Annotated in this window: 13 protein-coding genes; 9 read left to right on the top strand and 4 right to left on the bottom strand. The window is 43.6% G+C overall.

From position 1 onward, the window contains the following. Positions 1–101 precede the first annotated feature (101 nt). From rapA to MTX11_RS09090, 3 genes are all read left to right on the top strand, one after another. On the top strand, positions 102–2,939 hold the full coding sequence (gene rapA / locus MTX11_RS09100; protein ID WP_243474951.1) for an RNA polymerase-associated protein RapA: 2,838 nt from the start codon (positions 102–104) through the stop codon (positions 2,937–2,939). 144 nt (positions 2,940–3,083) lie between these two features. Beyond that, positions 3,084–3,350, top strand: a complete 267-nt coding sequence (locus MTX11_RS09095; RefSeq protein WP_243474939.1) for a PAAR domain-containing protein — start codon at positions 3,084–3,086, stop codon at positions 3,348–3,350. A gap of 136 nt (positions 3,351–3,486) precedes the next feature. Further along, complete coding sequence (locus MTX11_RS09090) at positions 3,487–4,287, top strand: alpha/beta fold hydrolase (protein ID WP_243474938.1); 801 nt, start codon at positions 3,487–3,489, stop codon at positions 4,285–4,287. A gap of 63 nt (positions 4,288–4,350) precedes the next feature. Here the strand turns inward: MTX11_RS09090 and fabR are convergent, their stop codons facing one another. Then, positions 4,351–5,031, bottom strand: coding sequence for an HTH-type transcriptional repressor FabR (gene fabR / locus MTX11_RS09085; protein WP_004729898.1), 681 nt, complete (start codon positions 5,029–5,031; stop codon positions 4,351–4,353). 152 nt (positions 5,032–5,183) lie between these two features. Here fabR and MTX11_RS09080 point away from each other — a divergent pair, with 152 nt between their 5' ends. After that, positions 5,184–6,248 (top strand): flavin reductase family protein, encoded by a 1,065-nt coding sequence (locus tag MTX11_RS09080; protein ID WP_243474937.1) that lies wholly within the window; start codon positions 5,184–5,186, stop codon positions 6,246–6,248. Positions 6,249–6,262: 14 nt separating this feature from the next. Further along, the gene (locus MTX11_RS09075; RefSeq protein ID WP_004279989.1) at positions 6,263–7,357 is read left to right on the top strand and encodes a fatty acid desaturase family protein; all 1,095 of its coding nucleotides are present in this window, start codon (positions 6,263–6,265) and stop codon (positions 7,355–7,357) included. 193 nt (positions 7,358–7,550) lie between these two features. Here the strand turns inward: MTX11_RS09075 and MTX11_RS09070 are convergent, their stop codons facing one another. Together MTX11_RS09070 and MTX11_RS09065 are read right to left on the bottom strand one after the other, a co-directional pair. Continuing rightward, positions 7,551–8,204: an HAD family hydrolase gene (locus MTX11_RS09070; protein ID WP_243474936.1), complete on the bottom strand. Its 654-nt coding sequence runs from the start codon at positions 8,202–8,204 to the stop codon at positions 7,551–7,553. Next, positions 8,171–9,379: a DUF1615 family protein gene (locus MTX11_RS09065; RefSeq protein ID WP_243474935.1), complete on the bottom strand. Its 1,209-nt coding sequence runs from the start codon at positions 9,377–9,379 to the stop codon at positions 8,171–8,173. Before MTX11_RS09065 ends, MTX11_RS09070 begins: the two co-directional genes overlap by 34 nt. An 80-nt stretch (positions 9,380–9,459) precedes the next feature. Here MTX11_RS09065 and dusB point away from each other — a divergent pair, with 80 nt between their 5' ends. After that, entirely contained in the window at positions 9,460–10,485 is a 1,026-nt protein-coding gene (gene dusB / locus MTX11_RS09060) for a tRNA dihydrouridine synthase DusB (protein WP_243474934.1), read from the top strand. Positions 10,486–10,734: 249 nt separating this feature from the next. Continuing rightward, positions 10,735–11,412, top strand: a complete 678-nt coding sequence (locus MTX11_RS09055) for a hypothetical protein (RefSeq protein ID WP_243474933.1) — start codon at positions 10,735–10,737, stop codon at positions 11,410–11,412. 55 nt (positions 11,413–11,467) lie between these two features. Here the strand turns inward: MTX11_RS09055 and MTX11_RS09050 are convergent, their stop codons facing one another. Further along, positions 11,468–12,511, bottom strand: a complete 1,044-nt coding sequence (locus MTX11_RS09050; RefSeq protein ID WP_243474932.1) for an NAD(P)H-dependent flavin oxidoreductase — start codon at positions 12,509–12,511, stop codon at positions 11,468–11,470. A 207-nt stretch (positions 12,512–12,718) separates the two neighbouring features. Between MTX11_RS09050 and MTX11_RS09045 the strand changes: the two genes are divergently transcribed. Together MTX11_RS09045 and MTX11_RS09040 are read left to right on the top strand one after the other, a co-directional pair. Then, complete coding sequence (locus tag MTX11_RS09045; protein ID WP_005104366.1) at positions 12,719–13,978, top strand: putative DNA modification/repair radical SAM protein; 1,260 nt, start codon at positions 12,719–12,721, stop codon at positions 13,976–13,978. Then, entirely contained in the window at positions 13,978–14,757 is a 780-nt protein-coding gene (locus MTX11_RS09040) for a TIGR03915 family putative DNA repair protein (RefSeq protein WP_243474931.1), read from the top strand. Before MTX11_RS09045 ends, MTX11_RS09040 begins: the two co-directional genes overlap by 1 nt. Positions 14,758–14,818: the final 61 nt, after the last annotated feature.

The raw sequence follows: 14,818 nt of genomic DNA, 5'->3' as shown, positions 1-14,818 counted from the left end.
TGGGCTTTATGTCAAAATACATTGCTTGAAGGTGTGAAATTTTGCTCCAATCACGTTTCGTGATTGAGCCTAATATTCATAATCTTGTACTTAAGATAAAGGTGGAAAAATTGCAGCAATTTGCTATTGGTCAACGTTGGTTATCAGATACTGAAACAGAACTCGGTTTAGGCGTTCTTATTGATGTTGATGAGCGGTCGGTTAGCATTTTATTCCCGAAAAGCGATGAAACCCGCGTCTATGCACGCAGCAATGCACCCTTATCTCGTATCGTATTTAATGTGAAAGATGAATTACAGGATCAGGAAGGGACCAAGTGGATTGTAGAATCCGTTGAAGACCGCAATGGCGTGGTACGTTATCACGTCGTTCGTACTCTGGAAGATGGAACTGAAGAACGTAAATCGCTGAATGAAACCCGTATTGGTGCGACTATCCAGCTGTCTAAGCCTTTAGATCGTTTATTGGCCAGTCAGGTTGATTATAAAGAATGGTATGACCTGCGTATTGAAGCACTGCTGATGCAGGCCAATATGCAAAGCAGTCCACTGCGTGGTCTGGTGGGTTCACGTGTCGGCCTGATTCCACATCAATTGTATATTGCTCATGAAGTCGGTCAGCGTTTTGCACCGCGTGTGTTACTGGCCGATGAAGTAGGTCTGGGCAAAACCATCGAAGCTGGTCTGATTATCCATCAACAGCTGAAAACCGGCCGTTCTGAACGTATTCTGATTTTAGTACCGGATTCGCTGCAATATCAGTGGATGATTGAGATGCGCCGTCGTTTCAATCTTGAGTTCTCGCTGTTTGACTTGACCCGTACTGCATCGATCAAAGAACATGATCCTGAACAAAACCCGTTCTTGACCGAACAAAAAATTATTGCCTCTGTCGATTTGATGGTCGACCATGAAGATTTGCGTGAACAGGCACTAGAAGCCGGTTTCGACTTGCTGGTGGTCGATGAAGCACATCATTTGATGTGGAGTGAAGAAGATGGCGGTAATGACCGTTATGATCTGGTCGAAGAACTGGCTGAACATACGCCGGGCGTGTTGTTATTGACGGCGACACCTGAACAGCTCGGTGTGGAAAGTCACTTTGCACGCCTACGTTTGCTTGATCCGCAACGTTTTAACTCGCTGGATCGTTTCCTCGATGAAGAAGCGCAATATCAGCATACGGCTAAAATTGCAGAAGTGCTAATGTCAGACATGCCGCTAGAAGCTGAGCATTTCACTGCGATTGAGGGCTTGTTAGGTCATCCGATTGAAGACCATCCTGAGCAGCGTTTCCGTGCCATTCATGAGCTTTTAGACCGTCATGGTACAGGCCGTATCCTGTTCCGTAATACGCGTGAAGCGATTCAAGGTTTCCCGGGCCGTGACTGTCAGCCAGCGCCATTACCGGCACCAGAACATTGGTCTAAAGACGGTAAATTACGTGAGCAAATGTGGCCTGAAGAAGCCCAGTTAGATGGCTCGTGGATGGAAGCTGATCCACGTGTGATGTGGCTGATGGAGCGTTTGCGTACTGATTTAAAACACAAGAAAGTCTTACTGATTGCGCGTAGCGGGCCAGTGGTTGAGGCGTTGGAAAATGTACTGCGTCTACATGCCGGTATTCGTACGGCGATGTTCCATGAAGGCATGAGCTTGTTAGAACGTGACCAGGCCGCAGCTTATTTTGCTGAAGATTCGTATGGCGCGCAGATTCTTCTTTGTTCGGAAATCGGTTCAGAAGGACGTAACTTCCAGTTTGCCTCTGATCTGATTCTGTTTGACCTACCTGCGAACCCGGACGTGTTGGAACAGCGTATTGGTCGTCTGGATCGTATCGGTCAGGAAAACCGCATTCAGATTCATGTGCCTTATCTGGTGGGAACTGCACAAGAACGTATGTTCCGCTGGTATAACGAAGCGCTGAATATCTTCAGCAATATTTCTCCAGCTGCACAAACCTTGCAAGAAAATTTTATTGTTCGCTTGAAAGACTGTTTATTGGCAGACAAAGGTCAAGAGTTTGAAGACCTGCTGGAAGAAGTTAGCGTGCAACGTGAAGCGCTGGAAGCTGAATTGCAGGAAGGTCGAGACCGTTTGCTTGAGTACAACTCTTGCCGTCCGGTGGTGGCACAGGAAATTGTCAACGCGCTTGAAGACTATGATGACAATACCACTTTGCCGATTTTCATGAAGCGCTTTATGGCGTCTACGAATATCGACTTTGACGAGCAAAGTAACGGTACCGTGATCATCAAGCCAACAGATCAAATGCAGGTTCAAGGTTTGACGCTGGATGAAGAAGGCATCACTGCCACTTTTTATCGTGATCAGGCACAGATCCGTGAAGATGCACAATACCTGACCCTTGAACATCCATTCACTGAAAGCGTGATGGAAATGATCAATACGCAAGGCTTTGGTAGCACCAACGTTGCGGTATTAAAATCGGCAGCATTGCCACAAGGTTCGGTATTATTAGAAGTCTGGTTCAAGGTCGATGTGGTGGCACCGAAAGCATTGAATTTGCCGTCTAGCTTGCCGCAACAGTTGATTCGTGTCTTGCTTAGTGAAAAAGGTCAGGATCTATCCCAGAAGATTGCACCAGAAATCCTGAAGCCTTATCTGCATCATTTAGATGGCAATAGCTGCCGTCAGGTGGTGAAAGCACGTCGTGATGTGATTGAAGCTCGTTATCAGCAAGCGCTTGAACTGGCACGCAGTGCATTGCCGGGCTTCAAGCAGCAAGCCAAAGAAGTGTATGGCAACAAATGGCAATATGAAATTGATCGCCTGACCTATCTGAAACAGTTCAACCCAAGTATCCGTGAAGATGAAATTGCGCGTTTACAGAAGTTGCAGAAAGAAGGTCTAAGCCTACTGGATGGTCTATCGGTAACGCCTGAAGCGATTCAGGTGATGGTCGTGGTCAAGCCTTAAGTTTTACACAATTAAAAAATGCAGCTTTCGGGCTGCTTTTTTTATGGGCAAAATCCAGGTTTATTATTTTTTTGTCGGAGAATGCTGGCCTGTCATTTTCCTCCTGTTTAAAATCAACCTACTGAATAATAAGAATGACAAAGTATGTCAAAAGCACTGATTACCTTTGGCACAAAGACCAGTCATGGTGGCATGGTGACTGAATGCGAACTCTCTTTTTTGATCAATGGTATTGCCGTGCATTTAAATGGTATGAAGCATTATTGTCCCAAATGCCAGACCATGGTTACCGCAATTTCCAGCAATTTGTCTATTACTGTCAAAGGACGGGCAGTGGTCATCGCGGGGGATAAGGCCAGTTGCGGCGCGACTTTTCTACCGATGCAACATTTAACTATATCGCAGAAATAAACCTTAAATTCTGAAGAAGTACAGAGAAATGACTTTGAGGTCATGCTTTGAGCATTTTTGCACTGCCGAATGAAAGAATAGATCAGTAAGCTCATTTGATGATTTCAGGATGAATACGCACTGCGTTTAAAAAATAATGAAGCAAGCCCTACATTTTACCCATGCCAATGGTATCCCTTCGGCAACTTATCAGAAGTTTCTGGACTGTTTTCAGCAAGACTATGAGGTCAAAGCGATTCCATTTATCGGCATGAATCCGCAATATCCAATTACGCGAGACTGGCGCTATCTGGTCGATGAAGTTATTGCAGATATCGAGCAGCAATTTCCTCATCAACAGGTGATTGGTTTAGGGCATTCCTTCGGCAGTCTGGTGACCCTGATGGCGGCGTATCGCCGTCCCGAACTGTTTTCTAAACTGGTCATTATGGATCCACCGTTTGTGATTGGAAAAAACAGCGCCATGTTCGAACTGATGAAAAAGCTGAATCTAAAAAGTGTCGATCGTTATACACCCGCAGGAATTACGCTAAAACGCAAAGATCATTGGTTATCGAAACAGGTCGCGATTGAAGCTTTGCGACCTAACCGTCTATTTAAAAATTTCGATGAGCAATGTTTTGCTGATTATATTGAGAGCGGTATTCGGCTAGAACCTGAACGCGGTGGGGTGACGTTAACCATTCCTAAACAGGTAGAAGCGGAAATCTTCCGGACTGTGCCAGCTTGGTGGTGGAGAACACCACGCCGACCGCCTGAAGTGCCAATTCATCTGATGACTGCTGAGCAGAGCCAGTTTTATCAGCAGGGTTTGCCACAAGGTATGCAGAAGATTTATCGGATTAATTATTCTGTGGTTGAGGGCGGGCATATGTTCCCGCTTGAGTATCCGGAGGCCACTGCAAAGGCGGTCAAAGCCCAACTTGTACTTTTGTAATTATCATAAAAAAAGAGACGTTGATTGCGTCTCTTTTTATACTACTTCATGCAAATCGGAAAATTAACGTAGCTGAGAATCTTCCAGATGACGTGCACCTTCCAGAATCATCCGGATCATGATCATGGTCTGTTCGGCAATTTCTTTGCGGTCTTCGGCAGGCATATCAATCACATTGGCGCCCATGTTGAAGACCAGTTGGGTAATGGCTTTGGCGGCAATATCCGGATGAAATAACTTCTTGTTGTTTAGGCGTTCTAGACGAATCAAATCATCCTGAAGTTCTTGCTGAAAATAATTTAACTGGCGTTCTACCGCCTGTTTATAAGACTTGGAGCCAGTATAGCCTTCACGTAATAACAGGCTCAGATTGCCTTCATCGGCATCCAGCTGGGCAATAAAAACTTCCACAGAACTGCGGATGATGCTGTTCTGGCGAGAAGCTTGCAGACGTGCTTCATGCAAAATCTGACGCAATACAATTCCGGCACGATCAATCAGCTCAATGGCCAGTTCATCAATATCTTTAAAATGACGATAGAAGCTGTTCGGTGCAATACCAGCTTCACGCGCGACTTCACGTAGACTTAAAGAGGAAATACTTTTTTGTGGCCCAATCAGATTCAACGCAGCCTGAAACAGTTCTTCCTTGGTAATGGTGGCCTTGCGACCGACACTCCGTACGATAATCGGCTCATCAATGCTTTTCGATTGTAATAAAGATGCGTCACTGCTTATTTTCATTGAAGGCTCGTTCATCGATAGGTTCATGCATGAATCATTTTATTATAACCGAGCCAGTCAAGCTTGTGAAATGATTAGAAACAATACAGTTGTATATACAAATATATATACATGTGTATAATAATTAAAAACCCAAGGTGATGTCGCAAACGATGCATGTACTCCAAAAACTTAAAACGCCGTTGAATGCACTGTCTGACAGTGTAATCGATCAGCATGCGATTAATTTCTGGATTCAGAAACTCAATCCTGTATGGTCGTTGAATCAGCCATTAGGCAAGATCGTGCACAAAGAAAATGCAGCACAGGATATGCTGAGTCTGAAAATTCAGGTGAATCGCTTATTTAAGTTTGGTGAAGCAGGGCAGCATCATCCGGTCTATGTGGTAGTGAATGGCATTCGTTATGAACGTAGCTATAGCTTGACCCGTGTCGATTCTCAGCATGTATTGCTGAGCGTGAAAAAAGTCGATGCTGGTAAAGTCAGCACATGGTTTGCAGAACAGGCACAAGTGGGTGATGTGATCGAATTTGGTCACCCTTATGGTGATATGACCTTGCCTGCGCAGACGAGTCCATTGATTTTGCTTGCAGCAGGGAGTGGTATTACCCCAATGCTCAGTATGCTGGAAAGCTTGAGCAAAAAAGGTGAACTATCTGCACCGGTCACTCTCTGGTACTGGGTTAAAAAAGATCAGGATGCCGCATTTAAAGCACGGTTTGAAGAGCTTGCTCAGAAACATGCAAATTTCTCATTTCATGTGTATGCCACTCAAGAACAGCCAGCTGCTGCACGTCTGGATGAAACCTATCTGACAGATCTGCAAAATCTGGAAAATAGCATCGTATATTGCTGTGGTCCTTCAGGTTTTGTATCTAAAGCAGAACAGCTTTTTGCTCAGGCAAAACAGTTTAAAGGTGAAGCCTTTAGCATGAGTTTGGCGGATCTATCGGATACCGGCTTTATTAATGTCACCCTGACCCAGTCGAAAAAAATTGTCAGCATTCCAAAAGGCCAATCCATTCTGGTGAGCCTGGAACAGCAAAATATTAAACCGACCCATGGTTGCCGTATGGGCATTTGTAATAAATGTGCCTGCAATAAAGTAGAAGGTTCGACCAAGAATTTGGTCAACGGTGCACAAAATACCGAACCCGGCAACCTGCTCAAAATTTGTATTAACTCAGCGCAGACTGACCTTGTCATCGACTTATAAGCGAGTTTTATCTTATGAATATGCCAGTAAAATTACAGTATTTTAAAAATCCTAAAAACCGTGAATTAACCCAGTTTGAACTTGATGAACTTGCACGTGAGCTCGATGCGATTAAGCAAGAAGTGCTAGATGATCTAGGTGAAAAAGATGCGAAATATATCCGTCGTGTCTATTCAACCATTCGTTACTCATCGATTGCCGGTCGCGCCTTATTGTTTGCAGGCTGGTTCCCGCCAGCATGGTTGCTAGGCACAGGTCTATTAGGCTTTGCCAAAATCATGGAAAACATGGAGTTGGGTCATAACGTCATGCATGGTCAATATGACTGGATGAATGATCCTAAACTCAATGGTCAGACTTATGAATGGGATATTGTAGGGACTTCAGACAACTGGCGTCAAACCCATAACTTTAAGCATCATACTTATACCAATATTAAGGGTATGGATGATGATATCGGTTATGGTCTATTACGCTTGTTCCCGGAACAGCGCTGGAAACCGGGTTATTTATTGCAACCGATTTATGCAGTGCCATTCTGTTTGTTGTTCCAGTGGGGTGTTGCAATTCAGAATCTTGAATTGGGTAAATACTTCAAAGGCCGTAAAAGCAAAGAGCAGACCAAAGAAGAATGGCGTCCAATGCAGAACAAAATCGGCAAACAGTTGTTTAAAGATTATGTGTTCTTTCCATTGATTGCAGGTCCTGCGGCTTTACCGGTTTTGACCGGCAATATGGTGGCCAATGGCCTACGTAATATCTGGACCTTTAGTATTATTTTCTGTGGTCACTTTACCAAAGATGTCGAAGTATTCCCGAAATCGGTACTGCAAAATGAAAGTCGTGGTCACTGGTATATGCGTCAGATCCGTGGTTCATCCAACCTGACTGGTTCTGAAGCGTTTCATATCTTGACGGGTCATTTAAGTCACCAGATTGAACATCATCTGTATCCTGATGTACCTGCACGTCGTTATCGCCAGATGGCACCAAAAGTTCAGGCAGTTTGTGAGAAATACGGCTTAAACTATAACAATGCCAGTCTGGTCAAACAGTATGGCAGCGTGATTAAACGTATTGTGAAATATGCATTTCCGTTTAAGAAGTAATTTTTCTTAAAGCTAAAAAAACTACTTCAAATGAAGTGGTTTTTTTAGCTAGGAGGCGAATACTTCAGGAAGTAAAAATCCTGATTACGAAGCTATTTAAGATGATTTCAAGGCATAAAGTAAAAAAGTTAATCTGCCATTTATAGCGTTGTCTAAAGGTGTTTAGTAGGTTAACCCGATAGAATGGAAAGGACTAATATGGCATCGAATGAGCTGAAATATTAATTTTTGGAAGCTGTTGATCTTGACCCTCAAAATAGCTTTGCTGCGCCAGACTGAGCATTTCTATATCTTCCTTGCTATTCCCATAAGCATAAATTTCAGCATAATTATCCAGATTATATTTTTCTAGAATTCTAATTTTCTTTTGTGTGTTACTACAGTCAGGAGTTTGATAACACCCTGTCAATTTCCCAGCTTTGATTTCAACTTCACTACAGATTAAATCGATATTTAAATAGCTGCAGACCGGTTTTAAATATAAATCCAGAGATGCGGAAACTAGTACCACTTCATGGCTTAATTCTTGATGTTGTCTAAGCTGCTCTAATAATTTCGGATTTAACTTAAGCATCAATTGTTGTGCATAGTCTTGAGCCAATTGCAGAATCTCATCGGCATCACTGTCTTTAAACATGCTGGCATACAACTTGGGACGCATGCGGTGTGCAGGGTAGAGTTTTAAATAATAAGCCTGAATCCACGGCAAAATTTGTAGGCCGCGTTTCACAATATGCCGTTTTCTCAAGGCATAAAAAATGAACCCGGTAAAGCTATCATGCAGATACAGGGTGCCATCAAAATCAAATAAGGCTAGAGTTTTAGATTCTTGATTTTGCGCATGCATGTTTGATATCGACCATCGACACGGGTAGCAAACCAGTTGGTATTATAATCACGACTCAATTTTGGCCCGGAAATGACCACTTCAGGCATGATAGCATAGATAGGATCTTTACCCGTTTTTTCCTGATAGAGCTTGCTGACACCACGATAAGTCATCGTATCTTCAAAGTCTTTGTCTTTTTCTTTCTTTAAATCAGCTCGGATTTGACGTTCAGTAATAATAAAATTATTTTTGGCAAAAACACTGATTAACTCACGCTCAGATTGACTCTTCTGCGAACGCATCGCGCCATCTTTGGTGTAGAGTAATAAATCGCCATCCAGATCGAGTTCGGCCTCAGTTAAATCATTCAACATGCTCTGGAAAGCAGCATTTCGACTGGAATACATACCGGAATTATAGTCCGCAAAACGGTAAATCGGCTTGTCATAATCTGCCGGATACATCATCAGGCGATGAATCCCATAATACAGACCGCCATATTGACTGTAGAGATCAGTACGTAACTCCGCGATATTGCCGCCTTGGCGTTTATGTTCTTTCGCATAGCTGATATGTACCTGCATTGAACCCAAGGTGGTAATCGGATTCATTTTCTCGCCAATATTCTGGCCGACCAGTTTGGCAGCACCAGTCAGAGCGCTAACATGATAGTGCTTCGCCATATAATCGAATATTTCACGATATAATTCGTCGAGTTCACGTTCCGTTTTGACCCGGCGCATCTGGCTTAAGTAGTTGTCTTCAGGACTCGGATGGTTCTTGAGAACTTCCTGGAAATATCCTGCAACTGTTCCACCAATTGCTTGACCAAGCTTATCTTTGAATTTTTCATCAAGGCGACCTTGGACTTCCTTAACCGCCTTTTCACCCAAACCCGGAACAGTAGGATCTGCAACAAAGTTAGATTCCTGATCAACCACTGCCACAATCGTACAAACATTTTCCTTGGTCTGAGGAATGCCGAGCTGTTCGGTAATGTCATAAATATCTTGTGCCCAAGACTCACGTTGATTCACCCGACCAGGAATGGCTTTACGAATATGTTCAACTTCAAGTGTCGGTTCATCATCTTTTGACCACCATGAACCATTGCCACAACCGGCAAGACCCAGAGAAAGTACAAGTACAGACAATGACTTAAAAGAAAAACAAGAAGCGAAAGTTTTATTCATGGTGTCGTAAATTAATTGAAAAGATGAGCGAATAAGGCAGATGCAGTATACTATGCCCATCAAAAAAGTGATGAATTTATATGTATATTGGTCCATATCAACTGTCAAACAATTTGATTGTCGCTCCCATGGCAGGTGTGACCGATCGTCCGTTTAGAACCTTGTGCAAATACTTTGGTGCAGGCCATGCGGTCAGTGAAATGATGACATCTGACAAAACTTTGCGCATGAGTAAAAAGAGCTTATATCGTGCCAATTTTGATGGAGAGCTGGCACCGATTTCAGCGCAGATTGCTGGTTCAGATCCCCATGATCTGGCTGAAGCGGCACGTTATCAGGTGGCCAATGGTGCGCAAATTGTTGATATTAATATGGGCTGCCCAGCCAAAAAGGTCTGTAACCGACTCGCCGGTTCTGCTTTATTGCAGGATGAAGATCTAGTTGCGCGTATTCTGGATGCAGTTGTGGCTGCAGTTGATGTGCCAGTGACCTTAAAAACCCGTCTTGGTTATTTGAACGGTCAGGAAAATATTATGCGTGTCGCTAAACGTGCTGAACAAGCCGGAATTGCAGCGCTAGCTTTACATGGCCGTACCCGTGAAGATATGTACCTGAATACCGCGCGTTATTCTTTAATCAAAGACGTAAAGGAAATGTTGAAGATTCCTGTGATTGCCAACGGTGATATCGACAGTCCGGAAAAAGCCAAATACGTGCTGGATCATACCGGTGCAGACGCAATTATGATTGGTCGTGCAGCACAAGGTCGCCCCTGGATTTTTCGTGAAATTGCCCATTATTTAAAAACTGGTCAACATCTTGACGCACCAAGTATTACAGAAGTTAAAGATGTTCTATTGGGACATTTGACAGAGTTATACGAATTTTACGGCGAGTATTCCGGCTGCCGAATTTCCCGTAAACATATTGCCTGGTACACCAAAGGACTGCGTTCCAGTAACGAGTTTCGTCAAAGCATGTATCAGGTAGAAAATACCGCTGACCAGTATCGTGTGGTAGAAGATTATTTTAATGCACTGCTAGAACATGGTTTAACCATGACTGATGTACAGGTCGAGCAGGTGAATTTACTGGAAACCAAGTAATGACGGGCAAAATTCAGCGAATCATGTAATATTTTTTGTGTGAAATCCCTACCTTTTTTATCTTGAGCAGGCTGATTTTTGCATTTTTTTTACACTTCAGGCTGTCTAATACATAGCAGCACAGTTTGTTCACTTAAACTGGACAGGACTTGGACATTGCTTACTCAAGCTTCCTCTATGATGAACCTATCCAGATATAAACCAGATGTGATCCATCTTGTTTATCGTCATCATTGAGGGAGATCTGTAATGACAAATACCAATCGTCCAGTCACAGAGTTTAGCCATAAAACGTCAACGGAATTGCCACAAGAACGCAGTGAAGGCCTGAATATCAATCCGACTGATACTAATGCACGTCCAGATTTGAATACACCCGTGAAAGATAATCCTCGTGTTCCAGACATGAATGAAGGTGAAGATAATCTGGCTGCGACCAGTGCCGGTACTTTGGGTGGAGCTGCGGTAGGCGCAGTTGCAGGTCTGGTAGGTGGCCCTCCAGGTGCAGTGGTGGGTGGTATTATCGGTGGTGTTGTTGGCGGTATTGCAGGTAATGACATTGCAACACCTGATCATGAGAAACAGGCAGATAATTACCAGCACCCAGAGAACTTTCCTGAGGCAGATAACTATCGACATCCAGATCATTTGAGAGCAGAAGATAATTACTGGAGAGATGAGTATCATAATCGCCCGTATTTCAATGAAACGCGTAGCACATATAGCGATCTAGATTATGATCGTGATTATCGTGGCGCTTATCGTATCGGTTATGAAAACCGTCCGATGTATGAGCATGATACGGATTTTGATCATGCCGAACCTGAACTGCGTACCAAGTGGGAACAATTGAAAGGTGAATCACGCCTCAATTGGGAAGAAGCGAAATTCGCGGTTAAAGATGCATGGCATCGTGTCACACGCTAATTCTAGATAAATTAAAAACCTCTCCATGTGGAGAGGTTTTTTTATGATTCAAGTATTAAAGATGCTTCATTTCCAGTATGAGCTGGTTAATCAGATCGGAAGCTTCCATTTCACGAATCTGCGCCACATTTGAACCTGCCCAGAATGCGCCATAACCTTGATCTCCATGTTTGGCGGCAGCCGCATGCAATTGCTTGGCCAGATCATAAGTATATGGATAAGCTGGAACATCCAGCCGATCGGGTGTATCCACCTCAATATGCCAGTGGTTAATGATGCCGCGTGCAGGACGACCGGAAATACTGGCACTCACTTGAGTGAGTGGCTTTGAAAATAGTGCTTTACGATAAGCCTCGTTGGCATTGGAGGATTTGCATTGCACAAATGCAGTCCCAAGTTGCACGGCATCTGCACCGAAATCCATCATTTGACGTGCTTGTTCACCGGTCATAATCCCGCCAGCCGCTACAATCGGAAGGGAAGAATGCTGTTTGATCAGCTTCACCAGATTCGAGGTTTTAACTGATGCATCAAACTTGGTCGAGAAAATCCCGCGATGGCCACCAGCTTCAATACCTTGCGCAATAATGATATCAATTCCGGCTGCTTCAATGGCTTTGGCTTCGGCATAATTAGTTGCAGATACCATGGTCAGAATCCCGGCCTGTTTGAGGGCTTGAATCTGATGCGGATGTGGAATCCCAAAATGAAAGCTGACAGCCCGTGGTTTGGTTTCCAATACCAGATTCAGGAAGTCGTCATTATCTTTAAAACTCGGATAAATACACTCCAAATGATCCGGTGCCTGAGCGCCATATTCGGCAAATTTATCTTTAAACTGGGCGATCCATGCCTGCGCTACAGCTTCATCTAGAGGTACACTTTCATGACAGAAAAAATTGACCTGAAAAGGGCAATCTGTTAGCTCCTGGGTCTTTAAAATCTGTTGTCGTGCAGCCTCGATACTACTGGCCCCCAGACCCAGTGAACCCAAACCACCCTGATTGGACACTTCGGCAGCAAGCTCAGGTGTAGAGACACCTGCCATCGGTGCCAAGAAAATAGGGTGTTTAATTCCGAGATTTTCTAATAAAGACATAGATTTGCTCCTTGTTATGCTTTTACTTTGCCTTTGAGCACAAAATTAAGCAAATCATATTGGTTATTTTATTTTGAAATACTGCAGCATGGGTTACGTGTTATTTACATTTCTTGCGACACGCTACGTCGCCAAGAAGATAGAACTTTTATTAGCCTAGAATTGAACGCTTTATAATAGCTTTTTGGTCAAATATTCTTTGAGCTCATGTCTGATCGTATCCGTGAAAAACTGCAAATTTTAGCCGATGCTGCCAAGTATGATGTGTCGTGCTCATCCAGCGGTAGCAACCGTAAAAATAAAGACAAGGGTGTAGGCAATACCGGGAATGGCATTTGTCATAGCTATACCGAAGATGGCCGCTGTGTGTCCTTATTGAAAATTTTGTTCTCTAATGTCTGTATTTTTGACTGTTCCTATTGTGTTTCGCGCCGTTCCAATGACGTTCAGCGTGCGGCATTTACCGTGCAGGAAGTCGTCGATCTGACCATGAACTTTTATCGGCGTAATTATATTGAAGGGCTGTTTCTCAGTTCGGGGATTTTTAAATCGGCCGATCACACCATGGAACGGATGCTGCAGGTAGTCAAAAAACTTAGACTCGAAGAAAACTTTAATGGCTATATCCATCTGAAAACTATTCCGGGTGCATCACAGGAGATCATTACCGAAGCCGGGCTGTATGTCGACCGTATGAGTATTAATCTGGAAATGCCAACGGAAGCGGGACTGCAAAAATTTGCGCCTGAGAAAACCCATGCCGAAGTACAAAAAGACTTAGGCATTGTGCGTGACCGGTTGATCCAGCTCAAAGATGAACGCAAGCTGATCAAGTCCGTTCCAAAATTTGTACCTGCCGGACAAACTACACAAATGGTGGTGGGCGCGCATAGTGAAACCGATCAGGATATTATTTTGATGGCTGACCGGCATTACAAGGAATTTAAGCTGAAGCGAGTGTATTTCTCTGGTTATATCCCGATTAATCCTGAAGATAAAGCCTTACCCGCCATCGGCTCAGCACCGCCATTATTAAGAGAAAACCGCCTGTATCAATCCGACTGGCTGATGCGTTTTTATGGCTTTGCTGCTGATGAAATTGTCGATGAGCAGCATCCGAATCTGGAGCTGGATATTGATCCCAAACTCAGTTGGGCCTTGCGTCATCCTGAAGCCTTTCCAGTCGATATTAACCGTGCCGACTATAAAATGATTCTACGGGTACCCGGTATAGGTGTACGTTCTGCCCAGAAAATTGTACAGGCCCGCCGTTTTGGACAGATTCATATTGACCAGCTAAAACGCATGGGCGTGGCTTATAACCGGGCGCAGCATTTTATCCGCTGTGCAGATACACCGAAATTTAAGAAAGATCAGCAGTCCCATCAGATTCGCCAGCAAATTTTGATGTCAGGACAATCCAAATATCAGCAGCAACTTTCACCTCAATTAGGATTGGGTTTCTAGTGGCAAGTTACTGTTTTGATGGCAGCATGACTGGTCTGCTCAGTTGTGTATTTCGTGCTTTCGAGTTTAAAGAATTTAACGTGATAGTGACGGCCAATCCTCAAGCACAAACAGGTTTATTTGATGAATTTATCCATGTGGCCTCTAATGATCAGCATGGGCAGCGGGTGTGGCAGGGATTAAAGCAGAAAGTATCTTCCAGCAGTTTGCGTGCTTTTTACTATACGTTTTTGTCAGAGCAGGAAGCAGCGTTCCAGACTCTTTTTGATTTTGCAGTCTATGTCTTTCAAAACCAGCGTCCAGTCGATAAAGATTATGGTCATGCTGCGGTGATCGGCATGTCGCAATGGGCCAAGCAAGTGGGGCGGGAAAAGCATCGTATGGAGGCTTTTGTACGCTTTAAAAAAGCCAAAGATGGTTTGTTTCTGAGTCTGGTCAGACCGGACTTTAATGTCTTGCCGATTATTTCCCGACATTTTCAGGAGCGTTATCAGGATCAAAGCTGGCTGATTTATGATGAGCAGCGTAATTACGGTATTTATTATGATTTAAGGCAAATGCATCAGGTCGAGATGAACGCTGAAATAATTGATCCACAAATCCGGATTGGTCATAGTCAGTCATTCAGTATTGAACTGGATGATCAAGAGCTGCTATATGATCAGCTCTGGAAAGATTATTTCAACAGTGTGAATATTCAGGCGCGCAAGAACATGAAATTGCATATTCAATATGTGCCAAAGCGCTACTGGCGTTATATGAATGAGAAAATACTTTAAACAGTACATCAAACTGCTTTCAGGCATAATAAGTGTTGGTATATTTAAATTGAGTGTATAA

The organism is Acinetobacter lwoffii (genome assembly GCF_022809915.1).
Taxonomy (GTDB): Bacteria; Pseudomonadota; Gammaproteobacteria; order Pseudomonadales; family Moraxellaceae; genus Acinetobacter; species Acinetobacter lwoffii_M.
This window is presented reverse-complemented; position numbering and strand designations above follow the sequence as displayed.